The organism is Aliinostoc sp. HNIBRCY26 (genome assembly GCF_050235535.1).
Taxonomy (GTDB): domain Bacteria; phylum Cyanobacteriota; class Cyanobacteriia; order Cyanobacteriales; family Nostocaceae; genus Trichormus.
Genome location: NZ_CP189852.1, coordinates 2,122,650 through 2,149,077, shown reverse-complemented (window position 1 = coordinate 2,149,077; position 26,428 = coordinate 2,122,650). Strand labels below are relative to the sequence as shown.

The following is a 26,428-nucleotide window of genomic DNA, read 5'->3' as shown; positions in this document are numbered from 1 at the left end:
TGGGCGCTCGGTGCGCGAAGCTCACCATTGCTTGTGCCAGTTGCGTAAGTCCTGATTAAAAAGAATCACCTCAAGATTGAGATTCAATAAAATTTTCCTCATGTCTTCTTCAGGGATTCCGGCTTCTGCTAGCTTTGCTATAACTTCCGATAGGTTGACACTACTAATTGCTGCGTTGTCAATCAATTGCAAAATTTCTTCGCTACCAGTTTCTTGATTAAGCAATGCTAAAACAGCAGAAGCATCCACAACAACTTTACTCATTCAAGCTCTCCAATCTTCGCTCCTCAATCAACTCTTGAGAAAGATTTCTACTAGCAGGAATATATTTTCTCAAAATAGCTTGAGCTTCTTGAACAGAATTTTGAATACTAATAATGGGTTGATCTTCTAGTACGAGGACAGCATTATATTCACCCACAGGCAGGTCTATAGGAGAATTAACTACCAACTTGCCATCCTGAGTAATAGTGACAATTATTTCTAATGCTTTCATAATTGAACTAAAAAATATCCCCTAATGTTTTACCTTTGCCAGCAATAGATGCAGGGGGAGTGCGTCGTTTTTTTGCTGGTAAGCTTTCTTCTATGAAAGTAACAATGACACGAGCAGTATTAACTTGGGGTTGTTCCGATACCCATGTTACTTGACCATTTTTATAAATCGCTTCGTAACTTTTTAACATGGCAATCAGGTTTTTATCAACCTTTTTGCTTTCTTAAATTATAGTTTGAGTGCTACGCTTTAGCACTTAAATAAAATAGATAAAACAGATACTTTAGTTATTCTTTGTCTTTTAATTTTGTATCTACTTTCTCAAATAAACTTCCTAAGAAGTTACTTATGCCATTTAAATAACGCTGCATCTCTAACGTAACGTCCATAATTCTTTTACCTTTATAAGATGTAAAGTATGGAAATTCTGCAAGTTTTCCAACAATTATTGGATGATGCTTAATAGCATTATTGACTAATCTACACTCATTGGCATCTTGGAAATTATCACATAGAGAAAGATCAATGCCAATACTTTTATACTCATCTATAAAATCATTCCATTTATATGGTGCAGTGACTATATCAGCATCAAGACTATCTTTCACAGCAATATACTCTCTATATATCCTACCTAAAAACTGTTCAGTCAGGGCCCATAAGCCAACAACAGCCATCTGATCAATGAACCTAATTACACCTCTATTTTCATGATCTTTAGCAATTATGCCATCCAAAATTCGTGATGTTTGTAATTCTTTATAAAACTCTTCTTCGGATTTTGGATTTCCAGATAGATGTAAGTCTTCTTTATTTTGCTGAACAAAATTATCTAAACGCTCATCAATATGACCTATCTCCTTATACACAATTTGGTGCATACGGCAAAAATCAAAAAGTAGCCATTGCAACTCATGATAAATCATCCCAAAATGGCCTGTAACCCAATAGTGGTTCGGGCCTCCTTCAATACAGAATGGCCACTGAAGATCCGAGTAAATCGGATTTCTTTTCATAAGCTCCATAATAATTCTTAGAGAACAATTTTAATTCATTGACACAACAGATTACTAGTATAATATAAGACCATAAATTCCTGGTTTTTATTACAATTATTAAAAGTCAAAGTTAGGGATTATACGAATTTACACCGTATATCCCTAACTTTTATAGATAGGTCTTAGCTGTAATAACTCCCTTGAGTTATAAAACCTTCCTTCCCAAGAAAGGTTGCAGAACTTCTGGTATTAAAACAGTGCCATCAGATTGCTGATAATTCTCTAAAATTGCAGCCATTGTCCGCCCTACAGCTAAACCAGAACCGTTGAGGGTATGGACAAACTGAGTCCCTTTCTTCCCAACTTCCTTAAACCGAATATCAGCCCGGCGCGCCTGAAAATCTACAAAATTGGAACAACTGGAAATTTCTCGATACTTCCCAGAAGAAGGTAGCCAAACCTCTAAATCATAGGTTTTAGTCGAAGAGAAACCCAAATCCCCGCTACATAAATTAATCACGCGGTAAGGTAACTTGAGAGCCTGTAAAATCGCTTCCGCGTTTCCCACCAATTTTTCCAACTCATCAAAAGAGGTGCTGGGATGCACAAATTTCACCAACTCCACTTTATTGAATTGATGCAAGCGAATTAACCCCCGCATATCACGCCCATAGCTACCCGCCTCTCTGCGAAAGCAAGGGGTATAAGCACAGTGGTAGATAGGTAAACTTTCCGCCGCCAGAATTTCTCCCCGGTACAGGTTAGTGACGGGTACTTCTGCTGTGGGAATTAGCCACAAATCATCATCAGCACATTTAAAACTTTCTTCCGCGAACTTGGGTAATTGACCCGTCGCCGTTAAAGAATCACTATTAACCAAAAGTGGGGGACTAACTTCTACATAACCCGCTTGGGTTTGCATTGTCAGCATGAAGTTAATTAATGCTCTTTCTAAAGCCGCACCAGCCCCGATTAAGTTGACAAAACGACTCTGGGCAACTTTGACGGCTCGCTCTACATTGAGAATACCCAGTTTCTCGCCAATTTCCCAATGTGGCAAAATATCTGGATTTTGAGGGATGTACTCATCACCCCAACGACGAACTTCTACGTTATCGTCTTCAGTTTTACCCAAGGGTGTAGCATCACTGGGGATGTTGGGAATGGCGAGGATAAGTTGCTCAATTTCCGCTTTGAGTTCTTTTTCCTTGGGTTCTAGTTCACTGAGTTGAGCCTTAATGGCGTTACCCTCATCCCGCAAGCCTTGAATTTCTGGGTCTTGAGGACTAACACCAGATTTAATCTTCTGTCCAACGAGTTTACCGATTTCATTACTACGTGCTTGCAGTTGGCTACGAGTAATTTCTATGTCTCGTTGCTGTCGATCTAACTGTAATATCGGCTCTAGGTCGTATTTACCACTACGACTGTCTAACCGTTCCTGAATTAGTTGGGGATTTTCCCGTATTTGCTTAATATCCAGCACAGATTTTTCTCAGTCTTTTGCCTACTTCCTGCCAACACATCAGCATATACTGATTTTGACTTGCTATGACAGGAAAAGCAAATACAAAAATTATTATTGCCAGGGTACTGATGTAAGTGGCGAGTTTTGAATTTGCATCACTTATGAGCGGTTAATGCGATTGAGTAGCCATAGTGAACCGACTAACCCAGCAAAGTGAGCTGAAACAGTATTTGTGTTTGCCTGTACTACTAACATATCTAGACCACTGATGATTCTGGTAGGGTCAAAAAACTGCGTTGTTATAGCTTGGGGAGAGATTGACCTAGCCACCAGTGTACCAACGATCGCCTGCGCTCCTAAAAGCGTTACTAGTGTCCCTGCTAAGTTTACCCACAGTCCTAAGCGCAAGACCTGCACTGTCTCCACTTTGCGAGGACGATTGCTAGGGTTTGATGAGAGCAGTTGTCTACCAATTCTGGTGTAACGATATGCCAAATATATCCCACCACCTAAGATGAGAATGCCACAAACTGCTAAAAATACACCGAAACTAGTCCCAGGGTTATTACTAGGACTACCTGCCCTTTGACTGAAAACAGCAAACAACAACACAATAATTCCAGAAACTACACCTAAAACTAACTGAATCCAAAAGCTAATCCAACCTGTGAGGCGAAACGTTTGGGCAATTGTACGGAGATTTGAGGAAGACGATGGCGCGTCAGAGTTTTGTGACATACTAATCACTTACCTAATAGGCACTTAATTATTTTATTTATGACTTACACACAGGTAAGGATACTTTAAAGACTAGCTTCAGGAATATCGTCCAAGAAAACTTTTCAGACTTACATCCCCCTCACCTTTTGTCAGAAAATTTTGGTGTCAGCCATACTCATACAACACTTACCAGATCGAATATGAAAATCTCAAGCTCAAATATCTTAGGGTTGCATATTTTTTGATGCTGTCTTCCGGTGCTGAGGGTGTCACCATATCATCATTAGCTATCTAACTATTTGATGATTTGCAGCAAGATATGGATACTAAAAACAAAGTATTGATTAACTTTTACAGATTTACACACAAAACGGCATTTTCCCTGTAAAATTCTTTCGATAGCATCTTACGTTTAAGCAGTTCTAACTAGCTCCGCATTACTTAACACCAAGATAGTGGCATAATCTGCTATCTTGACTGCTCCTCAACACACGAATTAAAGCTTGGGCGGGAGCGTTACTTGTTGACGCTCCTAAAACTTTTGCCGTTTTCCCACGGTTTAAAATCATGGGTTTTCATTTTCGTTTTTACACTTAGGAAATTCTGCCCAAGTAGCACTATATACTTACTCAGACTAGAGTAGCAGCATATACTGACTACAAAGATGTAGATTTCAGCCTAAGCCATACTTTTAGCCATTTACTCACTATGAAACTTGAGGATATATATCAATTCTTTGAGAATCCTCCGCCGACTTATCTCTGTCAAGAGCTAGCAATTTGTTACATTCTGGATGTATTGCTACAAGGTGAATCTTACGGTACTGAGTTGATTCAACAATTAGAAACTGAATACCCCACCTATCGACTTTCTGACACTGTGCTTTACAGTGCAATTAAATTTCTTGAAGACCATCAGGCTATTAATGGGTATTGGAAGAAATTAGAAGGTCGAGGCCGCCCTAGACGGATGTACCAGATTTCTCCAGAATGGGAAGTGCAAGCACAGCGTTTGGCAAAGCTTTGGCGAGATTACATAAGTCTGAGGACAAAGTAAAATCTTACACTTTTGAATTAAGCTGTCATTGATGATGCTTTTTGGCTGTTAACTGTTAAAAGTTAACAGTCAATCAATTTTATATTTTGGGTTTTGGATTTTGGATTTTGGATTTTGGATTGACTGCACCTATAAAGGGATACAGCTTGGGGATTTTAGATTAACTATTCTCTCTAGGGGATGATCAGGCGATATTTTAGATTTTAGGTTTTCCCTCACACAAGAGACGCGATTGCACGAAAAACAATCCAAAATCACGTCACTGGTTACAAGGAGGTGAACCTACGCAACGCAGTAGCTCCAAAATTTAAAATCTAAAATTCGGATTTCCTGGGCATTGTTTACGAAAACATAGGGATTTCAAGACTTAATTGCCATTAAACTTAACTTATGATTCATAAATTCAGGATAATGAAGACTGAATAAATCTTCTTGCAGTTAAAACGCACAACCCGATTTATGGATACTGCTACTTTGTCATCTACTTTTCTGCTCACCTTGTTGTTATTGGTTGGTCTGTTTTTCTTTATTCGTGCTGCAACAAAAGACCGCACTCAGACAGCACAACTGATATCTGAGCAAGATGAAGCAGTTTTTATGCCTCAGCTACAAACCTATTTTCTCTCCCGTGCTTATCGGGTGATAGAGATTGATCAAGTACAAAACCGAGTGGTTTTTGAAGGGTATGTCCAGCCTAGTATATTTTTGGCTGTCTTTTTAACTTTTCTGGCTGCGGTTGGTCTTGTTTGTTTATCGTTGGTTTTATCTTTTCTGTTTCCTCAATTGAGTCCGATTTTTCTGGGACTGTTAATACTTTCACCTGTAAGTGGGATGTTGTACTGGCAAAAGGCTGGACGCATAGAAACAGTTTTGCTGCAATTTGAACCCAAATCTAGTCCGCAGGAGTCTTTGAGTAGAATCACTGTGACAGCTCATCGTGATGAGCTAGCTGAGTTACAAAAAGCGTTACCCTGGAAGCCTAGCTATTGAACCTCCGAATTTTAGATTTTAAATTTTGGAGCCACTACGTTGCGCGGGTTTCCCCTGTTGTAGCAAGTGGCGCGATTTCGGATTGAGTTTTTTCGGTTCATGTCCCGCAAGACAGTGGGGAAAATAAATCTGAAAATTTTCAATTTAATCTCTAAGCCCCGCATCTTTGTGGTCGGGGTCAATCTAAAATTTAAAATCTAAAATCCAAAATTGATTGATGTTCGATGCCTCTGATGACCTAAATTCAGAAAAATGTTCTGATTGAGGGTTAAATGCTGAGTAAATAGACAGTAGAGAAGTAGTTAGTATAGGTAATGCCATTTTGCCTATTTTCCCTACGGCATGATGTCGTAGGGAAAATCAGCTTATATTGGCAGAGCTGTATCAGCAATCCAGAGGATGAAAGCACATCTTAAAACTCTCGCTTTTGGATACTTTTAGCCCTATTCTGACTACCTTGGGTATGCTATGACCAACAAGCGGGCGATAAAAACCAAAAACTCGATTTTTAGCCGATTGTCTATCTACTTTGGTCTGAATTTACTGGCTAATTCAGTTACAAACTTAAAAAAAATGGAAACTTTGCATAAACTGAGCCAGTTTGCCAGTTAAATGGTTGTCAGAAGTTGCACACAACGCGGTAAGATAACCATTTGTGACTCAGCGACTAGCCACAGCAACTTGTTCCAAACCTGCGGGAGATTCTAGTATCCGCAGGCTAGGAAACAAGAAATGGTTTTCTTCTACGTATTGCGCGCCAAACAGCCCTTTCTCTGCCCAGAAATAGCGGTCTGTAGTGTGTTCGTTTCGCTTTACGAGTAGCAAAGCTGGTGGCAAGATCCCTTCAGCTTGAATGAATTTTCTGGCTGCTGTCACAGGTTTCTCTTCGCCGCTTTCGATGCTATATTGAGGCACGTGTTCTAAAATCCGCCGTCCTTCTTGGCGACGACGACTTTTTCTTTTACGTCTCCTTGCCAACCTATTTTCCTCCTCTTTCAAGCTATAGATTGTAGTTATAGCTACAAAATCCGTCGTCATTATATAAGTTCTAGTTCAAAAGATCAATAGTTTTTTAACTTTTGATACAGGGAAAATACTCTGATTGACAGTAGATTAATCCCGACTAAAGAAATAAATAATCTCTAAGCGAAAACCATAACTCAAAAGAATTAGTTAAGCTTTATTAAATAGTTGAGAAAAACAAAGACTTTCTTTTATCTTCTCTCAAATTCCGTGATCCTGAACAATAACTGAAAAATGTTAATGTCTGCCAGTTCAGATTTTGTTGCTCTATGCCGGGAGCAAATAGCGTTGTTAACCCAAGGGCTGGGAGCATCTTTAAGCGTGGTTTATTTGGCGCAAGAATTAGTAGACTCTCCCACAGGAGAGTCTAAACTAATTCCTGTCGTAGTTTATCCAGAAACAGCAGTTATCCTGCCAGGAGAAGAAATTGTCCTAGCAGCAGCGCAAAAACAGCTAAGAGTGGGAAATTCGCCCCTGATACCGCAGCCATCAGCAAGACTTTTGACTCCAGCAGCAACAACGGAAACGCCGCCAACGGGACACAGACATTTAGCGGAAGATTTTTTGCTGAGTGGACATCAATTTGTCTTCCCTCTGATTCATGAGGGCGTGATGATGGGATTATTGGTCACAGGTAGGGACGATCGCCCGTGGAATGAACAAGAACAAAACCAGATTCAAACCATTGGGCAAACATTAGCGATCGCCTGTATTTTGGATCAGCGTCGAGCCTGGTTACAAAATCAGTTGCATCAACAGCAAATTTTGCAAGAGCAACAGCGAGATTTGTTAGATAACTTATTACATCAGTTTCGTAATCCGCTAACCGCTTTACGTACCTTTGGCAAATTGTTACTCAAGCGGTTGCGTCCTGGTGATCCAAATCGGGAAGTGGGAGAAAATATTGTCAGAGAAAGCGATCGCCTCAAAGAATTGCTGCAAAAATTTGATGAAGTGATTGATTGGGCTAATGTAGATTCAGAATTCCTAGCATTACCAAGCAATGACGTATTTGTAGAAGCAACTGTCCAAAAAGAATCTCAGCCAGTATTATTATTACCAGGCACAGGAGATAAAGAAACAGATTGTTCTTTGGCTGAATTATTAACACCATTGCTGGTTTCGGCTCAGGCGATCGCCCAAGAAAGAAATCTCGAATTAATATTAGAAGTACCTCAGAATTTACCTTTAGTTAAAGCTAACATCAAAGCTTTAACTGAAGTATTAAGCAATATCATTGATAATGCCCTTAAATATACTCCGGCTGGCGGTAAAATTTATATTGAAGTAGGAAAAGTAAAAGCTAACTTGCAAGGCATAGCAATTAGCGATACAGGCCCTGGTATTCCCCAGGAAGATTTAGCTCATATAGGCGAAAGACATTACCGAGGAGTGCAAGCCCAAACAGAAATTCCCGGTACAGGTTTGGGAATTGCGATCGCTAAACAACTCATCGAGCAAATGCAAGGACAAATTGAAGTTTTCAGCCCAGCAATTAATAATGCGATCGCTACACCAAATGCACCAGGAACAACTGTGATAGTTTGGTTGATAGTTAGTTAATAGTTAATAGTCCATAGTCCATAGTCATTAGTCCTTATTCTTCCTTGTCTCCTCTGTTTCCCTAAATAAATTAACCTTCAAGTGAAACAGTATTAGATAAAGACTGTTAACTGTTGACTATTGACTGTTGACTATTGACTATCTCGTAGAAACCAGTAAATTTTGATTAATTGTCATTTGTAGGTCTGTGTCCGGGTTGATGGCGATTAAGTCTACGCTATTTCTACCGAAGAATAAGCCAATTAATCCGCCGATAGCTGCACCACCTAAGACTTCCTCAGTGGCGATGGCGCGATCGCCTGTCACCGCAGATACCGCAGCAGCTGCACCTGCACCTAAGACTGTATTTCTGATAATTGCACTGGTGCTAGTACCTTTTCTCACGGTTTCAGTTTTGGTGATGACTTCGGAAGTTGCATTTAAATCGTATTCTTGACCATTGGTTAATACCAATTTTTGAGCAACGAACTGTGAACCATTAGGGGCGGGTCTGAGTTGACCGATTACTTGGCTACCAGCCGGAACAACTACTGTTCCCTCTTGTGTGACAACGTTTTGTGCAACTGTCAAAGATAAGGGTGCGGTTTCATCCTTTGTCACCAGAATTTTTTCCGCCTTATCGTACTTCACCGGAATCACCGTCCCTTGGGGAATGGTGACAGAAATGGGTCTGGGGGTTGTGGGTTGGAGGGCGACAACATAGGGTGAGTTGATGGCGGAAGCTTGATTAGAACTAACCAGGGCTTGATAGATAAATGCTGCTACTTGGGCGCGTGTAGCGGTGGCTGTAGGGCTGAGAAACCTGACATTGGGGTAGTTAACGACAATTTGCCTTTCCGTGGCCGCAGCGATAGGGCTACGGGCATAATTGGCGATGTTAGATGAATCGTTGAAATATTGCAGAGTGCCTTCTACATTACTGCTGGGTGCATAATCTAAACCATTGGCTAGTGAGACTAATACTTGCTGACGGGGAATGTTTTCGTTTGGTCGGAAACTGTTGCCGGGATATCCTGATAAGAAACCAATAGAGTAGGCTTGTTGAATCGCATTATAAGCCCAATAGTTAGTAGATACGTCTACAAATCCTATTGGCTGACGTTCTGGTGCTTTTTGGAAGGCTTTATTGACCATTGCGGCAAATTGAGCGCGAGTCACTGGTTCTTCTGGACGGAAACTGCCATCAGGGAACCCTGCAATCACACCTCGTTGTGATAATTCTCGAATAAATGGTGATGCCCAATAATTTGATGAAACGTCAGAAAAAGTAGTTTGAGCAAAAGAAGGAGCTGCTACTACAAAAGGTGCAACGGTTCCGGCTGTGACACTTAAAGCCATGAGTGCAGCTGTGCCAGATTGCCAACGATTTAGTCTAAACATAATTTTATTACTCCACACAATTACTTTTTTTCTATGTTAATTTCTTAGACATTTTATACACAAAAAAGTTTCCGTTAATCTGCATTATCTGAAATGATATCTTGTCTATATGTGACAGTTAATCTTGTGTTTCATATCCAAAAGCCTATGCAATTAGTTATAGTAAAATCACTTACCTCTAATTATGATCAATACCAAAGGCAAATGAGTATTTAGTCATGACTTTATATCTAAATAAACTATGACTAAAGTCATAGTTGCAAATAATTAGAACGACCAGAAAAACCAAACTATATTAAATCGTCATATAAAAATAATATAATTCAGTTCGTAGTAAGGACTTTAGTCCTTTTTTGTTCACGGAGAGTCTCTTAAAGATAACTTTATTTCTCTCTACAGACGTTTAGTTATTTACCCCGTTCTATTTACTGATTTTAGTGGCAGCAACCTGTATGGCAGTATGAGACATATAGCTATGTTTATGAGCCAAGCATTAAAAAAAAGAGCGATCGCCTACCTAATATTACAGTGGCGATCGCTATTTAATGATTATGGCAGTCACAACTCAATCTCAAGTTAGATAATTAGCGGATCAGATCCACATTTAAGTTAGAACTGAGTGCCAGTCTTAAGTCTTGGTCTGGTCGAATCACAAAAACTTCAGTTTCTTTCTTCCGCAGTAGTACACTAGCTAAAGCACCAGCCGCACCACCAGCTAGTGGTTCGCCAATTTCAATTCTCCTATTACCTGTAATCAGAGAAATTGCCGCAGCAGCACCAGCACCGATTGCTGCATCTGTTAATATTTTGCTGGTGTCGTTTTTGCTGATTTTCTCAGTTTTGGTAATGGTTTGTGAGTTAGCACTAATGAATTGTCTTCTACCTGAAGTATAGATTAATTCTCTAGCAACAAATCTCACCCCTCTGATGTTTTCTGTATTGTTTCTATCTGTGGAGTATTGACCATCAAAATATACTGGTTCTAATTGTCCAACAACTTCAGTTCCAGCAGGAATCAAGATGTTTCTATTACCATCAATAATGTTGTTAGCAATTCTCAAAGTTAAGGGTAAGGTTTCACCCCGACTAACAACAACTTTTTCTTTTTCATATCTGACTGGAAAAGTCACCCCAGCCGGGATAGCAACTTTTCTATTTTGTCCGATATTATATTGGGCATTAGCAGCAGGAGCAAAGGCAATCATAGGGGTAATAGCACCTGTGGTAATAGTGATTGCCATCAGTGCGGCTGCTCCAGATTTCCATTGATTCAGGTGGTTCATAAACTTTTGCGGTTTGAGTGCGGTGATATGTGTCAATGACGAGTCTTTACTGAGATTGTTTCTGAGTGTTTTTTACATTAGTAAAGACTTTGGGGATTGGGAACTGGGGATTGGGGACAAGGTAGACAAGGTAGACAAGGTGGAATTGATTTCCTAACTAACGGGACTTAGACAAAAATCAAGCCCAAATGTAACCCAAACTAGCTTTGTAAGCAGCAAACACATCACGATTTAAGTTCAACCAATCAATAAATCGAAAAGACATGGCTGTTCTGAAAGCTTCTAAAGCTTCAGTAAAAGTATTTAAAGGTTTGTTTGCCCACCGTCGTCTTAATCCTCCAGTTAACTGATGCCAAAGAATAAAAGTGTAGGCACAGAAAACTAAAATAAAATGGCGCAGTAAACTCCTTTTATCGCGAACTTGATATTCTTTAAGTCCTAACCATCCTTTAGCTTCCCTGTAAAAAACTTCTACCCAATTCCTTTGAGAATATGTATCAACTATCCATTGTGGTGTAACAATTGATGAAGATATATTAGTGATGAAGTAGTCAATATCGGTGGCTGCCGAGAAAGTAGAAGCATTCATAACGATAGCAATATTTCGCTTTCCAGTTAAACTTGATATTTCCACTTCACAAGTTACTACCCATAATGTTTTGGGTTTATCCAAATCTGTTTGAATTTCTGTGAAAGCCTCTTTGGGTAAGCTCTGGGCTAATTCATCTAACCGAATTGTTTGTTGAATATTATCTGTTTGGGTAACTGTTACTTTTCGATTTTTAGCTAATCCTCCTAAATATTTTAATTGCCGTTTTTCCAACTCTAATAAAAATGATGTATTGTTGCCATATCCAGCATCTACAATTACTATCCCAGGTTGATATGTTCTGTTTAGGGCTTGATCTATTAACTTGATTGCTAGTTCTGGTTTTTTCTCAAATAGAGGATCTTGTTTTCCTTGAGCTAAAGAATCAGCGTGTTGATATAACTCTATATCTAACGGTAAGCTTTTTCTGCCATCATATAAATGCGTTGTTACTACTACGATTCCATTATCTGTTTTGCCAATTTCTCCAATATACTGTCTCCCCACACCAGCAGTAAAATTACCACTTTTTCTATGACCAGAATCATCAATTATTAAGCTAAAACCTCTACTAATTCTTGTTTGAGTGCACTTATTCATGATTTCTAACCGACGCTCATTCACCTGCCCGCTAGACCAAGGTGATTCGGTCAAAAAGTGATGTAATCGGTGGTACGTTACACCTACAGCATTATCCGCCATTTGAAACAGGTTTTTTCTCTCACTTTCCCCCAATAATCCCCCTACATAGTGTCTAAACTCTCTTTTTTGAGCTTTATGAGTAAACACATCATCAAATCTTTGACACCATCTTTCAAAGCAGGGGGGCATCGCTGTGGGAGTGGTTTCTTTCATGAGCTTTTTTTAACGTGAAAGCTATGTTAGTTAAGCATTATACTCTTTTTTGGTTTAATTTTTGTTTAAGTCCCGCTAACCATTCAGAACTCAATACTCAATACTCAGCACTCATTACTCAGCACTCAGCACTAATTACTCACAGATAGAGATTGTAAATTTTTGTAAACTTGCGGACACCTAGACTGGAAACCTGATAAACACCTAGATAAACTATCAAAGAGTGCATCTGTACTGCTAGTTAATAATATATAAATGTGGCGATATAGCCTGAATGATTCCAGTACAACTTATCCTCAAAAATTTTCTGAGTTACCGTGATGCAACTGTAGATTTTCGTGGTTTGCATACGGCTTGTATTTGTGGTTCTAATGGAGCAGGTAAATCATCGCTTTTAGAAGCCATTACCTGGGCGGTTTGGGGTGAAAGCCGTGCGGCTGCTGAAGATGATGTGATTCATGCAGGGGCAAAGGAGGTTAGGGTTGATTTTACTTTCCACACTAATCAACAAACATATCGCATTATTCGCAGTCGGGTGAGAAGTGCGACTGGGGGACTGGAATTTCAAATTGAAACGCCTGCCGGTTTTCGTCCTCTGACTGGTAAAGGAGTACGCGCCACCCAAGAGGTAATTTTAGAGTACATTAAACTCGATTACGATACTTTTATTAACTCAGCCTATCTGCGTCAAGGGCGTGCAGATGAATTTATGCTTAAGCGTCCGAGTGAACGCAAAGAGATTTTGGCGGAGTTATTAAAGCTGAATCAATATGATGAATTAGAAGAACGCGCCAAGGAATCATCTCGTCAATTTAAAGCTAGAGCCGAGGAATTAGAGCGTTCTTTAGAGTCGATTAAAACTCAACTACAACAACGTCATATTACCCAAGCCCAAAGGGCAGAATTAGAAGCGGAAATTAACCAATTACAACAAGTCCAAGCATTTGAAAATATTAAATTACAAAGTTTGCAAGTTGTTCAACATCAACGTACTAATTGGGAACAACAGCTAAATTTTGTCAAGCAACAATACCAAAATTTAACTCAAGATTGCGATCGCTTGCAACAAGAGCAGTCAGCTATTAATTATCAAATTGCCCAGTTAGCAGCTTTAATCAATCAGGAAACAGAGATTAAAAACGGCTACACTCACTATCAAAATTTGCAATCTCAAGAAGAAGCCTTCGCCATTAAATTTGACGAATACACTCGTGCAACTGCATTGCGCCAACAGCAACAGCAACAACTCACAAAACAAATTCACGAACTAGAAAGACAATTACAACAAGTCCAAGGACAATTAGCAGCATTACAACAGCAAGAACAAGAAATTCAGCAAACCTTGGCTAAATCAGGGGAAATTGAAGCAGCCTTAGCCCAACTCGCTGCCGCCCGTCGCCATTTAACTCATCTCGATGAATTGCAAATGCAAGTTGCACCTTTACTACAGCAGCGACACAATTTGCAAAGTCATTTAGATAAGGTTCATGCTGGGTTAGTAGCACGTTTAGAACAGCTACAAGTGACAGAAAACCAACTGCAAAAAGCATCTCAACGCCAACCCCAACTGCAACAAGCAGTTATGGAAGTGGCGATGCAAATTGAACAAATGGAGAAAGACAGGGTTTATCTGCAACGAGTCCAAGAAAAAGGGCAAGAAAGAAGGCATTTTATTGAAAGGCTACAGGCGCAGCATCGAGAATATGAGAGATTATTGGGAGAATTAGAACAGAAATTGCAAATGCTGCGGACTCCTGATGCGATTTGCCCGTTATGCGAACGCCCTTTAGATGAACATCATTGGAATCGCGTGGTTGATAAAACCAAGGGTGAGTACAAAGAAACAGAGGGGCAATTGTGGGTATTTCGGGAACAAATGGCGGTTTCTGATCGAGAAATTCAACTTTTGCGGCAAGAATACAAAGAAATATTCCAGAAATTAAACGCTTACGATAGCTTACGGGAGCAGAGAGGACAGTTAGCCGCTCAGTTACAATCAACCAGTGATGCAGAACAGCATTTACAACAACTAGCTGCCGAGAAACAACACCTAGAGCGATCGCTGCAAGCTGGTGATTACGCGCCCACACAGCAAGCCGAACTCAGACAACTCGAACAATATCTGCAACAACTAAATTATAATGAGCAAGACCATGCTCTAGCTCGCAGTGAAGTAGAAAGGTGGCGGTGGGCAGAAATCAAGCAAGGACAAATCAAAGACGCTACCAAACGCCAAGCCCAACTCGCCGCCCGTAAACCAGAATTACAGGCACAAATTACCGAATTACAAAGCAGAATTGAGCGAGAACAGGTAGATTCTGAATGTGCCAAACAAATCGCGGCAATGGAGCAGAAAATTAGGGAAATTGGCTATAGTTCCGAACAACATAACCAAATTCGCACCAACCTACGTCAAGCCCAAGCTTGGCAGTTACGCTACCAACAGTTATTATCAGCCCAGCAACAATACCCCCAACTCCAAGCCAGATTACAAGATTTAGACGCATCCAGAAACGCCAGATTGCAAGAAAGACAACAACTAGTCACCCAAATCACCGATATTGAGGAACAGTTAGCCGCATCTACCAATCCCATTGCAGAGATTCAAGCCTTAGAACAGCAAATAGCCACCCGCAGAAGACAACTAGATGAATCTATCACCCAGTTAGGGCGGTTAGAACAGCTAGCTTTGCAACTAGAAAATTTACAGACGCAGTACGAAGAACAACAGCAACAACTGCAAACTTGTAGACAACAATATCGAGTGTATCAAGAATTAGCCCAGGCATTTGGTAAAAATGGCATCCAGGCTTTGATGATTGAGAACGTATTACCACAACTAGAAGCCGAGACAAATCAACTATTATCGCGGTTGACAGCCAACCAACTGCACGTACAATTTATCACCCAAAAATCGGGCAAGGGTAGTAAATCTACGAAGAAAACAGCCAAATTGATTGACACCTTAGATATAGTCATTGCCGATGCCAGAGGTACACGCGCCTATGAAACGTATTCTGGGGGAGAAGCCTTTAGAATCAACTTTGCCATTCGGTTAGCCTTGGCGAAACTACTAGCACAAAGAGCCGGAGCCGCCTTACAGTTGTTAATTGTGGATGAAGGTTTTGGTACACAGGATGCCGAAGGATGCGATCGCCTAATTGCCGCCATAAATGCGATCGCCAACGATTTCGCCTGTATCCTCACCGTTACCCATATGCCCCACCTCAAAGAAGCCTTCCAAGCCAGAATCGAAGTTAATAAGACACAAGAAGGCTCACAGGTGAGGCTGTTAACTTGATTGGGTATGGCGCATAGGGCATGGGGCATGGGGCATAGGGCATAGGGCATCGTAATAAGAATCTACCTTGTCTACCTTGTCTGCCTTGTCTACCTTCCAGTCCCCAATCCCCAGTCCCCAATCCCCAATCCCCAGTCCCCAATCCCCAATCCCTAATTAAAATCCTGTATCCTCGCATCAAAACCATTAGACCGTAACATTCTAGACCTTAACTCAGCCAAAGAGCGATCGCTAAATGAGCCAGCATTGACATAACGCCCTAAGTTAGATTGTTCTGCAAAGGCATCGGGAATAAAGCGACGGACGCGATTGAGGATGTTCTGATTACTCATGGGTACAATCACCACATAGCGATTATTACTGGGGCGATTAGGTGGCTGGTTGGAAACATTACTTGTTGGCACTACATAATTACCTACATTTAGTGCTTGCCAAGTTTGCCAATCAACTCTGCCTGTAGGGTTAATTTTATATGCCTGCTGAAAACTAGCTACAGACGCTCTGGTGTATTCATCAAAGTAACCGTCTATACTGCCGTTAAAATAGCCCAACTCAGATAAACGCCGTTGTACTATTCTGACATTTTCGCTGCGATCGCCCACAAACAACACATCCCGAAGCGGCTGGTTAGCGTATCTGGCATTCCAAGCTTGACGTACTGCCTGTAAAATTTGCATATCAGCAACGCCATCAGCATTCAGTCGATAATCTCGCTGAAACTGTAAAATTGCTTCTCTCGTCATCGCTCCTACGTTCCCATTAGGGTTAGCGTTGAAATACCCTAAATCCCGTAAACGTTGCTGTAAATCTCTGATTTGCTGCGTTGAAAGTCTTGATGCACCTGGATTTTGACTAGAAGCCAACAGTGCGTTCCAAGTTTGGGGATTTACTACCCCAGTCGCCGCCAGTCCAGCGCGACGTTGAAAAGCGATCACTGCATTTTTCGTAATCCCTTGAAAATTCCCTGTAGGATTAGCATCGAAATAGCCTAACTGTCGCAAACGCTGTTGCAGCCTAATAACATCCTGTCCGCTACTACCTTCAGACAAAACTGGGTATCTCCCGCCTATATTACCCGCATTCCTAATAGCTGAAGCAGTTCTCGAACCAACCACACCATCAGCTACAATGCCCACAGAACGCTGAAACAGAATCACGGCTTGCTGCGTTTCTGTGCCAAAATACCCAGTATTAGGAGCGTTAAAGTAGCCCAACCGTTTTAAATTTCTTTGCAGTTGAACAACAGCTGCACCTCTACTTCCAAATCGTAACTCTCCACTACTATTTCTAGCTTGACAGGCTCTTTGCAATGCTGTTTGCGTACCACCACCAACTATCCCATCTGGTCTTAATCTATTGGCACGCTGAAAACCAATCACAGCCCTTTGAGTCAAGGTAGCAAATTTTCCTGTCGCCGGAGCATTTAAAAAGCCTAATTGTTTTAAACACCGTTGAATCCTAACAACATTCGCCCCACTACTACCTACTTTTTCCAGAGCTAAAGCCTGTCCAGCTAAACTCAAAACAGCTAAACTTAACGTTACCGATAACAGCCGCATCGCTGCTAAACTAGGTAACTTTTTCCACGGCAAAAATTCCCAATTAATTTGGATAGGATTAAACTCAATATCTTCAGATTCTTCGTATACCGCACTAAGATAAGAATAACCAATGGTATCCATAATGTTATTGTTATTTTTTAGTTGGATGAAAACCGCACAATCCAGACTTGATTTAGATACAAAAGTCAACTCAATGAATTCCCAATTTAAAAAGCGTCTTAAACTAAGTATAAATAAGTAAGTAACATATCATATTTTATCCACTCAGTCAAAATACTGATATGGGAACCATATTTGATTTCCGCGAAGCTAGGTACACCTCTGTTACTTTTTTTTCCTGTTCCCCGTTCCCTTTTCCCTGTTCCCTAACTAGGCAAATAATTTCAATAATCAAGTCGGATTCCTATATCACAACAACACCACCCGCCCCTTTGTGTGGAAAAAACACTTCCTGCTAACCAAACTCCCGCAATTGTGGAAAATAATAAATTAAGTCGAGTATTGCAAGACTCACTTAACTGCATAATTTTCTCTAGGAAAATATGACCCATCCTTTTCTCCAACGCCTGCATAGTCCCGATAGACCAGTCATCGTCTTTGACGGTGCAATGGGGACTAACCTGCAAACTCAAAACCTCACCGCCGAAGACTTTGGTGGCGCACAATACGAGGGGTGTAATGAATACCTAGTTCACACCAAACCTGAAGCTGTCGCCAAAGTTCACCGTGATTTCCTAGCGGTGGGTGCAGATGTTATCGAAACTGATACTTTCGGTGGTACGTCGATTGTATTGGCTGAATATGACCTAGCAGACCAAACATACTATCTCAACAAAACCGCCGCCGAACTAGCAAAAAGTGTGGCTGCGGAATTTTCCACCCCAGAAAAACCCAGGTTTGTCGCGGGTTCTATCGGCCCCACCACCAAACTCCCCACCTTGGGACACATTGATTTTGACACCTTAAAAACGTCTTTTGCTGAACAGGCCGAAGCCTTGCTTGATGGTGGAGTTGATTTATTTATCGTTGAAACTTGCCAAGATGTGCTGCAAATTAAAGCCGCATTGAACGGTATAGAAGAAGTCTTTGCCAAAAAAGGACAACGGATACCCCTAATGGTTTCCGTCACAATGGAAAGCATGGGAACAATGTTAGTTGGTTCCGAAATCAGCGCAGTCTTGACGATTTTAGAACCCTACCCAATTGATATTCTCGGTCTTAACTGTGCCACAGGGCCAGATTTGATGAAACCACACATCAAATATTTATCTGAACATTCGCCATTTGTGGTTTCTTGCGTTCCTAACGCCGGTTTACCAGAAAACATTGGTGGTAAAGCACACTATCGCTTAACACCGATGGAATTACGTATGGCGTTGATGCACTTTGTTGAAGATTTGGGTGTCCAAGTGATAGGGGGTTGCTGTGGGACACGTCCAGAACACATTCAACAATTAGCTGAAATTACTCAAGATTTAAAACCAAAAGTCAGACAGCCAAGTCTTGAACCTGCGGCGGCCTCAATTTATTCTACTCAGCCCTACGAACAAGATAACTCTTTCTTAATTGTGGGTGAACGTCTCAACGCCAGTGGTTCTAAAAAATGTCGTGATTTACTCAATGCGGAAGACTGGGACGGACTAGTTTCAATGGCTAGGGCGCAGGTAAAAGAAGGCGCGCATATCCTAGATGTCAACGTTGATTATGTGGGACGCGACGGCGTGCGAGATATGCACGAGTTGGTTTCCCGTATTGTTAATAATGTCACACTACCCTTAATGCTGGACTCCACCGAATGGGAAAAAATGGAGGCAGGTTTAAAGGTAGCCGGGGGTAAGTGTCTGTTGAACTCCACCAACTATGAAGACGGTGAACCGCGCTTTTTGAAGGTGCTGGAATTAGCGAAGAAATACGGCGCGGGCATAGTCATCGGTACAATTGACGAAGATGGTATGGCGCGGACAGCAGATAAAAAATTCCAGATTGCCCAACGTGCTTACCGTCAAGCTGTAGAATATGGAATTGCTGCCCATGAGATATTCTTTGATACTCTAGCTTTACCTATTTCTACGGGGATTGAAGAAGACCGCGAAAACGGTAAGGCAACCATTGAATCAATTCGCCGCATTCGCCAAGAATTACCAGGATGTCATGTAATTTTAGGGGTGTCGAATATATCTTTCGGTTTAAGTCCAGCCGCGAGGATTGTGTTGAACTCGATGTTCTTACATGAAGCAATGGCAGCTGGTATGGATGCAGCCATTGTCAGTGCTAGCAAGATTCTACCACTGTCCAAGATAGAAGCCCATCATCAAGAAGTTTGTCGCCAGTTAATCTATGATGAGCGTAAATTTGAAGGTGATGTTTGCGTTTATGATCCTCTAGGAGAATTAACGAAATTATTTGAGGGTGTCAAAGCCAAACGTAATACAGGTGTTGATGAAAACCTACCTTTAGAAGAACGCCTCAAACGCCATATCATCGACGGCGAACGCATTGGTTTAGAAGCACAGTTAAATAAAGCTTTAGAACAATATCCACCCCTAGAAATTATTAACACCTTCCTCCTAGATGGGATGAAAGTTGTGGGTGAGTTGTTCGGTTCAGGACAAATGCAATTACCCTTTGTGTTGCAGTCGGCGGAAACCATGAAAACTGCGGTAGCTTACCTTGAACCCTTCATGGAAAAATCCGAGGCGGGAAATAATGCTAAAGGAACGGTAATTATCGCCACTGTAAAAGGTGATGTTCACGACATTGGTAAAAACCTAGTAGATATCATCTTGTCTAACAATGGTTACAAGGTGATTAACCTGGGAATTAAACAGCCAGTGGAAAACATCATTGAGGCTTACAATCAACATAAAGCTGACTGCATAGCCATGAGTGGGTTGCTAGTGAAGTCAACCGCCTTCATGAAAGAAAACTTGGAAGTCTTTAACGAAAAGGGAATTACCGTCCCCGTAATTTTAGGCGGTGCAGCGTTAACTCCTAAATTTGTCAATCAAGATTGCCAAAATACCTATAAAGGGAAGGTAGTTTACGGTAAAGATGCTTTCTCAGACTTGCATTTCATGGATAAATTAATGCCAGCCAAAGCATCTAATAACTGGGATGACTTACAAGGATTCCTAGATGAAGTAGATACTGAAACTGCAAACACTACTCAGGAAAAATCCCCAGTAACCACTTCCCCAGTCCCCAGTCCCCAGTCCCCAGTCCCCATAGATACCCGCCGTTCCGAAGCCATAGCGGTAGATATAGAACGTCCTACGCCGCCATTCTGGGGAACAAAATTATTAGAACCTGGTGATATTCCTATTGAGGAAGTATTCTGGCATTTAGATTTACAAGCCTTAATTGCTGGACAGTGGCAATTCCGCAAACCCAAAGAACAATCTAAGGAAGAATATCAAGCTTTCTTAAATGAGAAAGTCTACCCCATTTTGGAAACATGGAAGCAGCGCATTATCGCGGAAAACCTTTTACATCCTCAAGTAATTTACGGGTATTTTCCTTGTCAGTCTGAAGGAAATACTTTGTATATCTACGAAAACAATCATGCACCATCAAAGGAAGTAGCCAAATTTGAGTTTCCCCGCCAAAAATCATTAAGAAGACTCTGTATTGCAGATTTCTTTGCACCCAAAAAATCAGGAATTATTGATGTCTTCCCTATGCAAGCGGTAACTGTGGGTGAAATTGCCACAGAGTACGCACAAAAATTATTTGCAGATAATCAATACACAGATTATTTGTATTTTCACGGTTTAGCAGTGCAAGTTGCAGAAGCTTTAGCAGAATGGACACACGCTAGAATTCGCCATGAGTTAGGATTTGCTGCTGAAGAACCAGATAATATTCGCGATATGTTAGCACAACGTTATCGGGGTTCACGGTATAGTTTTGGCTATCCGGCTTGTCCCAATATTCAAGACCAATACAAGCAACTCGATTTGTTGCAGACTGACAGAATTAATTTATATATGGATGAAAGTGAGCAACTTTATCCAGAACAGTCTACAACAGCGATTATTACTTATCACCCAATGGCAAAATATTTCAGTGCTTAATTGAGGTAATAGTCAGAGTTAATTAAGCATCAATACAGGGAAAGCTATAAATAGCTTTCCTTATTCAAACAGAATTTAAGCAACTGACACAATAGTAGGGTGCGTCAGATGTGGAAAATTCCTGAATTTGTACGAAATTATTTGGTCTAATGCACCCTAACGTTCGTTTGATTATGACACTTGCGTAAGCCCTATCACAATTTGTCACAGATTCATATTAAATAACCCAATTTGGGATAAACCCAAGTTGGGTTTTAGTATTTAATCAAACTTTGAATTCAGCTCTTGGGACTAATTCTCCTAGAGGCTAAATCAACTATCACAGAAAACAAGGCGATTCATGTGCCTAAATCAGTCTTCACTGAAAGATACAATCTGTTTCGTCAACTGCTTATCAAAGCTCGCCAAGCTGCCAATTTGACTCAATCAGAGCTATCAATAAAGCTTGCGCGTCCACAGTCTTATGTATCGAAGTATGAACGTGGTGAACGCCGTTTGGATCTAATTGAATTTTTGGAAGTAGCAGAAGCCCTTCAGGTTGAACCTGACACGTTTATAAAAACTTTGCTTGAAGAGAAAAAGGAGAAGTAATTATTATTATTCAATGTTTAGATTTTAATAATGCTAATAGTATTATTAATACAAGCTATCAATCTGAATGGAATGAAATTATTCAAAGTCTAACTGAAATGCCTTTGCATATCAAGCCTTCTGATCAAGCAAAAATTCAAGGTAATCCTATTTTCGATCCAGTTGGAAGCAATGAATATATCAAAAATTCATTAGTCAAGTTGGGATGGCACAGTAACATTTTAGTTCCTACAGCATACAGATTCTTAGGAAAAGATGTTGATTTTGGTAAATCAGGCATCATTCTAGAGAGTCAGTTTTCCAATTATCCATTCCTTTTAAACAATGTTTTACGTTCAGAGTTGTTCTTTAAAGGTAGTATTAATTTTGCAGGATGTGCTACAAAGCTATTAGTTATCATTACAAAAGCCCAGATGTTTCCAGCTTCTAACAGCACTCTTTACTATGAACAGGCTGTTCAGCAATTAACTGCTTTAATTAACAATAGAGTGTTTGATATACCAATTAGGCTGATTGGATTATTTGAACAAAAAAATATAACTATATCAGCAATTTACACTGAATATCAAAGTACAAGATATTCCAGAGTTGTTCGCAATAGAATGAGTTGCACCTGTCAAATAGTTCCTAGTAAGGCTAAAAGTAAGCGTTATAGAATTCAGATTATATAATTTTAAAATCCAATTTATTCAGAATAATTTTAACTGAATTTGTTGATTTATTGTATTTTTATCTTGAATTTTCTTGCCATTTCCATTTAGCTTTGGATCTGCCGGAATATCTTCACCTCGTAAGGTGGCAGTGAAAGCGGCTTCCTCATAAAGTAAGCGTTCGTACATTTCTTGTAAATGATACTCTTCTGGGTATATCTTTGCCTTACTTCTATCCGATGGTTTTTCTCCCATTTGTAAGTCAAATCTAAATTTTTCAATTGGTTGACCTGTACGCTCAACATAATCTCGTAAAGTTTTTAGATTAGGAAAATAGCCTTTTTTATCAGGTTCTCCACTAAGCCGCCGAAGTGCTACTTGATGATATTTCGAGTCTATTTCTGTACCTATAAAATTTCGGTTGTAATTTCTAGATACAACTGCTACTGTACCTGCTCCCATATAAGGATCAAGGACTAAATCACCTGCTTTAGTTGTGGCTAATACAATTCTGGCTACTAAATCTTCTGGAAATTGACAAGGATGTATTGTTTGTTCTTCATGATTATGTTTTACATTTCGGAATAACCAAATGTCTCCAGGATTCTTACCATCTGGGTTACATGATAGTTCTCCCTTTCGATTTCCTCGATAATGTTTTTTATTTTGATATTTTTGTGGAACTCTTATATCATCCAAATTGAATGTATATTCATTCGTTTTAGTAAACCAAAGAATCGTTTCATGTCTACAAGAGAACTTCTTTTGAGCATGAAGTCCATGTTGTCTAGCCCAGATAATGCGATTCCGAGGTAACAACCCCAATGACTCTAATATTGGGAAGAACCGAATATCAAGTGGGATGATTGTACCTTTATTAGAAAAAGCTCCTACCTGCCAAAATAAAGAACCTGTTTTTTTTAGAATGCGACTGCACTCTTGCAATACAATTTTTTGCTCTTCTAGGTAAATATCAAAGGCTTTTCTAGCTTCGTATTCCTTCCCCAAATTGTAAGGTGGGGATGATATAACTAAATCAACATATTCATCTGGCAATTGTTTCAGAAGTGTTATGCAATCTCCTAAAATAATTTGATTGATTGGTAGTTTCTGTTTTTCAATTTTCAATTCTATACCTACCTTTTACAGAAAAAACTAAGTTCAGATATAGGATAACCCAAAATGGGTTATTCAACAAGCTAACACACCATTCCCCAACTATATGCAAAAAAAAGGTGAGTATAAACTACCCACCTCAAAACTCAAGAGAATATTCTGTTGCGATTAACCCAACAATTTTTTAGCTGTAGCTAACACATTATCAACGCTAAAGCCAAATTTCTCCAAGCAAACGCCGCCAGGAGCAGAAGCACCGAAACGGTCAATGGTTACGGTGTCGCCTTCAGTACCGATGTACTTGTGCCAACCAAAGCTGCTAGCTGCTTCTACTGCTATACGCTTGGTGACAGCTTTCGGTAGGACAGATTCTTTGTAAGCTGCGTTTTGTGCTTCAAATAAATCCCAAGCAGGTAAGGAAACAACACGAACTTTCTTACCTTCGGCTGTGAGTTTTTCAGCAGCAGTTACACAGAGGCTCAATTCTGAACCAGTACCAATCAAGATTAAGTCTGGTGTACCTTCAGAATCTACTAATACGTATCCACCCTTAGCTACGTTCTCAATAGATGTACCTGCCAAGTTGGGGACGTTTTGACGAGTCAACGCTAACAAAGTAGGATCATTTTGTTTTGATCTTTCAATGGCTACTTTGTAAGCACCAGATGTTTCGTTACCATCAGCAGGACGAATCACTGTCAAGTTAGGAATAGCGCGGAGAGAAGCTAGGGTTTCGATGGGTTGGTGGGTGGGGCCGTCTTCACCTTGACCGATGGAGTCGTGGGTCATTACCCAAATTGAGCCGGCTAAAGACAAGGCTGATAAGCGGATAGCAGCCCGCATATAGTCGGTGAAGATGAGGAAGGTAGCACCGTAAGGAATTAACCCTGAACTATGTAACGCAATACCGTTACAGATTGCGCCCATTGCGTGTTCCCGCACACCAAAGTGGATGTTGGGGTTTTGGTATTGTCCTTTTTGGAAGTCGCCTTTACCTTTGATTTCGGTCAAGTTGGAGTGGGTTAAGTCAGCCGAACCGCCAATGAGTTCAGGAACAACCGCCGCCAATTTGTTCAAACAGGTTTCGGAGTGCTTCCGGGTGGGAAGTCCTTTATCTTCGGGGGTGTAGGTGGGTAGTACCTTATCCCAACCATCAGCTAGTTTGCCACTCAGGTAACGCTCAAATTCAGCCGCTTCTTGGGGATATTTAGCTTTGTAATCGGCGAAGGCTTTGTTCCATTCGGTTTCGTAGCCTGCACCGCGTTCTACGGCTTTGCGGGTGTGGTTGAGGACATCTTGAGGAATCACGAATGGTTCATTTTCCCAACCAAGGTTTTGGCGGGTCAATGCGACTTCATCTGTACCTAAAGCAGCACCGTGAATACCAGCAGTGTTAGCTTTGTTGGGAGAACCATAACCGATGGTGGTTGTCACCTTAATCATGGTGGGTTTGTCGGTGACAGCTTTCGCTTCTTCAATGGCTTTAGCGATCGCATCTAAATCGGTGTTACCGTCTTTAACGTGGAGGACGTGCCAACCGTAAGCTTCAAACCGCTTAGAAACATCTTCGGTAAAAGCTACATCGGTAGAACCATCAATGGAGATGTGGTTGTCATCATACAACGCGATGAGTTTACCTAAGCCCAAGTGTCCAGCCAGGGAAGCGGCTTCACCGGAAACGCCTTCCATGTTGCAACCATCACCTAAAATTACGTAGGTATAATGGTCAACAATTTTAGCATCGGGTTTGTTGAATTTAGCAGCCAGGTGAGCTTCAGCAATAGCCAAACCTACGCCGTTAGCGATACCTTGACCAAGGGGGCCTGTGGTCACTTCTACGCCTGCGGTGATGAAGTTTTCAGGGTGTCCAGGGGTTTTGGATTCCCATTGACGGAATTGCTTGATATCTTCGATGGATACGCTGTCAAAGCCAGTCAAATAGAGTAGGGCATACTGCAACATCGAGCCATGACCGGCAGACAAGACAAAGCGATCGCGGTTAAACCACTTGGGGTTTTTGGGATTGTACCGCATAAAGCGATCCCAGAGTACGAAAGCCATCGGAGCTGCGCCCATCGGCAGTCCTGGGTGTCCAGATTTTGCCTTTTCTATAGCATCAACAGCTAAGAAACGGATTGAATTAATACAAAGTTCTTCGAGGGATTGGGTTGCAACAGCCATGATCTCTTATTTTTAACGACGGGTTAGCACTCGTGGAGCTTCTTATTGGGGTGCTTTTTAACAGTTATCAGTGATCAATTATCAGCTATCAGCAATCAATTTTATTGTGATAACTGTTAACCCTTACGGATTCAATAGTTGCTTTCCGACGCAAGGCGACAGGAACGCACTATCTCACTGTTTACTGTTAACTGATTTAGCTTCCCCTGCGGTATCATCATCCCATTCCCGATTGTGCATAGACAAGCGGGTTCTCCTGAGTTTTTGGTAATTAATCAAGCCAAAAATTCGGTCAAGTTGAACTCTTAGCTAGTGGTGGAATGACGTTTACGATACTGTTCTGATTGTGATTACAGGATAGCTGACAAAGGTTAAATTTTCCGCTTTGAGGTAAGAATTGAGAGATGGAAAGTTAGGGGCAAGAATTCAGAACTCAGGAGTCAGGATGCAGAATAGAAAAATTCAAGATTTCTGAATTCTGGATTCTTCATTCATATTTGGGATTATGAGCAACTTAATTACTCAAATTATCC

The 26,428-nt window shown here is 40.7% G+C and carries 21 protein-coding genes; 7 read left to right on the top strand and 14 right to left on the bottom strand.

Annotation, left to right across the window (positions count from 1 at the left end):
* Nucleotides 1-21 precede the first annotated feature (21 nt).
* The 7 genes from ACQFX9_RS09145 to ACQFX9_RS09115 all read right to left on the bottom strand — a co-directional run bounded on the left by ACQFX9_RS09145 (nt 22) and on the right by ACQFX9_RS09115 (nt 4,251).
* Nucleotides 22-264 carry a PIN domain-containing protein gene (locus ACQFX9_RS09145; RefSeq protein ID WP_427161700.1) on the bottom strand — a complete coding sequence of 81 codons (243 nt, stop codon included), beginning with the start codon at nt 262-264 and terminating at the stop codon, nt 22-24.
* Nucleotides 257-496, bottom strand: coding sequence for a hypothetical protein (locus tag ACQFX9_RS09140; protein WP_427161698.1), 240 nt, complete (start codon nt 494-496; stop codon nt 257-259). Before ACQFX9_RS09140 ends, ACQFX9_RS09145 begins: the two co-directional genes overlap by 8 nt.
* 7 nt (nt 497-503) lie before the next feature.
* On the bottom strand, nt 504-686 hold the full coding sequence (locus ACQFX9_RS09135) for a hypothetical protein (RefSeq protein ID WP_427161697.1): 183 nt from the start codon (nt 684-686) through the stop codon (nt 504-506).
* A gap of 97 nt (nt 687-783) precedes the next feature.
* Nucleotides 784-1,521 (bottom strand): hypothetical protein, encoded by a 738-nt coding sequence (locus tag ACQFX9_RS09130; RefSeq protein WP_427161696.1) that lies wholly within the window; start codon nt 1,519-1,521, stop codon nt 784-786.
* 178 nt (nt 1,522-1,699) lie between these two features.
* Entirely contained in the window at nt 1,700-2,980 is a 1,281-nt protein-coding gene (gene serS, locus ACQFX9_RS09125) for a serine--tRNA ligase (RefSeq protein WP_427161695.1), read from the bottom strand.
* Between the two features lie 141 nt (nt 2,981-3,121).
* The gene (locus ACQFX9_RS09120) at nt 3,122-3,700 is read right to left on the bottom strand and encodes a DUF3611 family protein (RefSeq protein ID WP_103140332.1); all 579 of its coding nucleotides are present in this window, start codon (nt 3,698-3,700) and stop codon (nt 3,122-3,124) included.
* Between the two features lie 419 nt (nt 3,701-4,119).
* Nucleotides 4,120-4,251 (bottom strand): hypothetical protein, encoded by a 132-nt coding sequence (locus ACQFX9_RS09115; protein WP_427161694.1) that lies wholly within the window; start codon nt 4,249-4,251, stop codon nt 4,120-4,122.
* Nucleotides 4,252-4,390: 139 nt separating this feature from the next.
* Here ACQFX9_RS09115 and ACQFX9_RS09110 point away from each other — a divergent pair, with 139 nt between their 5' ends.
* On the top strand, nt 4,391-4,738 hold the full coding sequence (locus tag ACQFX9_RS09110; RefSeq protein ID WP_236144015.1) for a PadR family transcriptional regulator: 348 nt from the start codon (nt 4,391-4,393) through the stop codon (nt 4,736-4,738).
* A gap of 459 nt (nt 4,739-5,197) precedes the next feature.
* Nucleotides 5,198-5,728, top strand: a complete 531-nt coding sequence (locus ACQFX9_RS09105) for a cofactor assembly of complex C subunit B (protein WP_427161693.1) — start codon at nt 5,198-5,200, stop codon at nt 5,726-5,728.
* Nucleotides 5,729-6,388: 660 nt separating this feature from the next.
* On the opposite strand, the gene ACQFX9_RS09100 is transcribed toward ACQFX9_RS09105, so the two are convergent.
* Nucleotides 6,389-6,706 (bottom strand): DUF3155 domain-containing protein, encoded by a 318-nt coding sequence (locus tag ACQFX9_RS09100; protein WP_236144017.1) that lies wholly within the window; start codon nt 6,704-6,706, stop codon nt 6,389-6,391.
* A 279-nt stretch (nt 6,707-6,985) separates the two neighbouring features.
* On the opposite strand from ACQFX9_RS09100, the gene ACQFX9_RS09095 reads away from it, so the two are divergent.
* Nucleotides 6,986-8,314, top strand: coding sequence for a GAF domain-containing sensor histidine kinase (locus ACQFX9_RS09095; protein ID WP_427161691.1), 1,329 nt, complete (start codon nt 6,986-6,988; stop codon nt 8,312-8,314).
* A 138-nt stretch (nt 8,315-8,452) separates the two neighbouring features.
* On the opposite strand, the gene ACQFX9_RS09090 is transcribed toward ACQFX9_RS09095, so the two are convergent.
* The 3 genes from ACQFX9_RS09090 to ACQFX9_RS09080 form a co-directional block, all read right to left on the bottom strand.
* Entirely contained in the window at nt 8,453-9,694 is a 1,242-nt protein-coding gene (locus tag ACQFX9_RS09090; RefSeq protein WP_427161690.1) for an S-layer homology domain-containing protein, read from the bottom strand.
* Nucleotides 9,695-10,278: 584 nt separating this feature from the next.
* Nucleotides 10,279-10,977, bottom strand: coding sequence for a conjugal transfer protein TrbI (locus ACQFX9_RS09085; RefSeq protein WP_427161689.1), 699 nt, complete (start codon nt 10,975-10,977; stop codon nt 10,279-10,281).
* 178 nt (nt 10,978-11,155) lie between these two features.
* Nucleotides 11,156-12,421 (bottom strand): IS701 family transposase, encoded by a 1,266-nt coding sequence (locus tag ACQFX9_RS09080; protein WP_427161688.1) that lies wholly within the window; start codon nt 12,419-12,421, stop codon nt 11,156-11,158.
* Between the two features lie 274 nt (nt 12,422-12,695).
* Between ACQFX9_RS09080 and sbcC the strand changes: the two genes are divergently transcribed.
* A complete protein-coding gene (sbcC, locus tag ACQFX9_RS09075; protein WP_427161687.1) occupies nt 12,696-15,722 on the top strand; it encodes an exonuclease subunit SbcC in 3,027 nt (1,008 codons plus the stop codon).
* 152 nt (nt 15,723-15,874) lie between these two features.
* On the opposite strand, the gene ACQFX9_RS09070 is transcribed toward sbcC, so the two are convergent.
* The gene (locus ACQFX9_RS09070) at nt 15,875-17,404 is read right to left on the bottom strand and encodes a peptidoglycan-binding domain-containing protein (protein ID WP_427161686.1); all 1,530 of its coding nucleotides are present in this window, start codon (nt 17,402-17,404) and stop codon (nt 15,875-15,877) included.
* A gap of 422 nt (nt 17,405-17,826) precedes the next feature.
* On the opposite strand from ACQFX9_RS09070, the gene metH reads away from it, so the two are divergent.
* The 3 genes from metH (at nt 17,827) to ACQFX9_RS09055 (ending at nt 22,619) form a co-directional block, all read left to right on the top strand.
* A complete protein-coding gene (metH, locus tag ACQFX9_RS09065) occupies nt 17,827-21,357 on the top strand; it encodes a methionine synthase (RefSeq protein WP_427161685.1) in 3,531 nt (1,176 codons plus the stop codon).
* A 285-nt stretch (nt 21,358-21,642) separates the two neighbouring features.
* Nucleotides 21,643-21,948, top strand: a complete 306-nt coding sequence (locus ACQFX9_RS09060) for a helix-turn-helix domain-containing protein (protein WP_427161684.1) — start codon at nt 21,643-21,645, stop codon at nt 21,946-21,948.
* A 98-nt stretch (nt 21,949-22,046) separates the two neighbouring features.
* Entirely contained in the window at nt 22,047-22,619 is a 573-nt protein-coding gene (locus tag ACQFX9_RS09055) for a restriction endonuclease (protein ID WP_427161683.1), read from the top strand.
* Between the two features lie 18 nt (nt 22,620-22,637).
* Here the strand turns inward: ACQFX9_RS09055 and ACQFX9_RS09050 are convergent, their stop codons facing one another.
* A complete protein-coding gene (locus ACQFX9_RS09050) occupies nt 22,638-23,726 on the bottom strand; it encodes a DNA-methyltransferase (protein WP_427161682.1) in 1,089 nt (362 codons plus the stop codon).
* Between the two features lie 156 nt (nt 23,727-23,882).
* Nucleotides 23,883-25,895 (bottom strand): transketolase, encoded by a 2,013-nt coding sequence (tkt, locus tag ACQFX9_RS09045; protein ID WP_427161681.1) that lies wholly within the window; start codon nt 25,893-25,895, stop codon nt 23,883-23,885.
* Nucleotides 25,896-26,428 lie beyond the last annotated feature (533 nt).

Coding starts and splice junctions, on each gene's coding strand:
- ACQFX9_RS09145 (WP_427161700.1), bottom strand. CDS start 264: ATGAGTAAAGTTGTTGTGGATGCTTCTGCTGTTTTAGCATTGCTTAAT.
- ACQFX9_RS09140 (WP_427161698.1), bottom strand. CDS start 496: ATGAAAGCATTAGAAATAATTGTCACTATTACTCAGGATGGCAAGTTG.
- ACQFX9_RS09135 (WP_427161697.1), bottom strand. CDS start 686: ATGTTAAAAAGTTACGAAGCGATTTATAAAAATGGTCAAGTAACATGG.
- ACQFX9_RS09130 (WP_427161696.1), bottom strand. CDS start 1,521: ATGGAGCTTATGAAAAGAAATCCGATTTACTCGGATCTTCAGTGGCCA.
- ACQFX9_RS09120 (WP_103140332.1), bottom strand. CDS start 3,700: ATGTCACAAAACTCTGACGCGCCATCGTCTTCCTCAAATCTCCGTACA.
- ACQFX9_RS09115 (WP_427161694.1), bottom strand. CDS start 4,251: ATGATTTTAAACCGTGGGAAAACGGCAAAAGTTTTAGGAGCGTCAACA.
- ACQFX9_RS09110 (WP_236144015.1), top strand. CDS start 4,391: ATGAAACTTGAGGATATATATCAATTCTTTGAGAATCCTCCGCCGACT.
- ACQFX9_RS09105 (WP_427161693.1), top strand. CDS start 5,198: ATGGATACTGCTACTTTGTCATCTACTTTTCTGCTCACCTTGTTGTTA.
- ACQFX9_RS09095 (WP_427161691.1), top strand. CDS start 6,986: ATGTTAATGTCTGCCAGTTCAGATTTTGTTGCTCTATGCCGGGAGCAA.
- ACQFX9_RS09090 (WP_427161690.1), bottom strand. CDS start 9,694: ATGTTTAGACTAAATCGTTGGCAATCTGGCACAGCTGCACTCATGGCT.
- ACQFX9_RS09085 (WP_427161689.1), bottom strand. CDS start 10,977: ATGAACCACCTGAATCAATGGAAATCTGGAGCAGCCGCACTGATGGCA.
- ACQFX9_RS09080 (WP_427161688.1), bottom strand. CDS start 12,421: ATGAAAGAAACCACTCCCACAGCGATGCCCCCCTGCTTTGAAAGATGG.
- sbcC (WP_427161687.1), top strand. CDS start 12,696: ATGATTCCAGTACAACTTATCCTCAAAAATTTTCTGAGTTACCGTGAT.
- ACQFX9_RS09070 (WP_427161686.1), bottom strand. CDS start 17,404: ATGGATACCATTGGTTATTCTTATCTTAGTGCGGTATACGAAGAATCT.
- metH (WP_427161685.1), top strand. CDS start 17,827: ATGACCCATCCTTTTCTCCAACGCCTGCATAGTCCCGATAGACCAGTC.
- ACQFX9_RS09055 (WP_427161683.1), top strand. CDS start 22,047: ATGCCTTTGCATATCAAGCCTTCTGATCAAGCAAAAATTCAAGGTAAT.
- tkt (WP_427161681.1), bottom strand. CDS start 25,895: ATGGCTGTTGCAACCCAATCCCTCGAAGAACTTTGTATTAATTCAATC.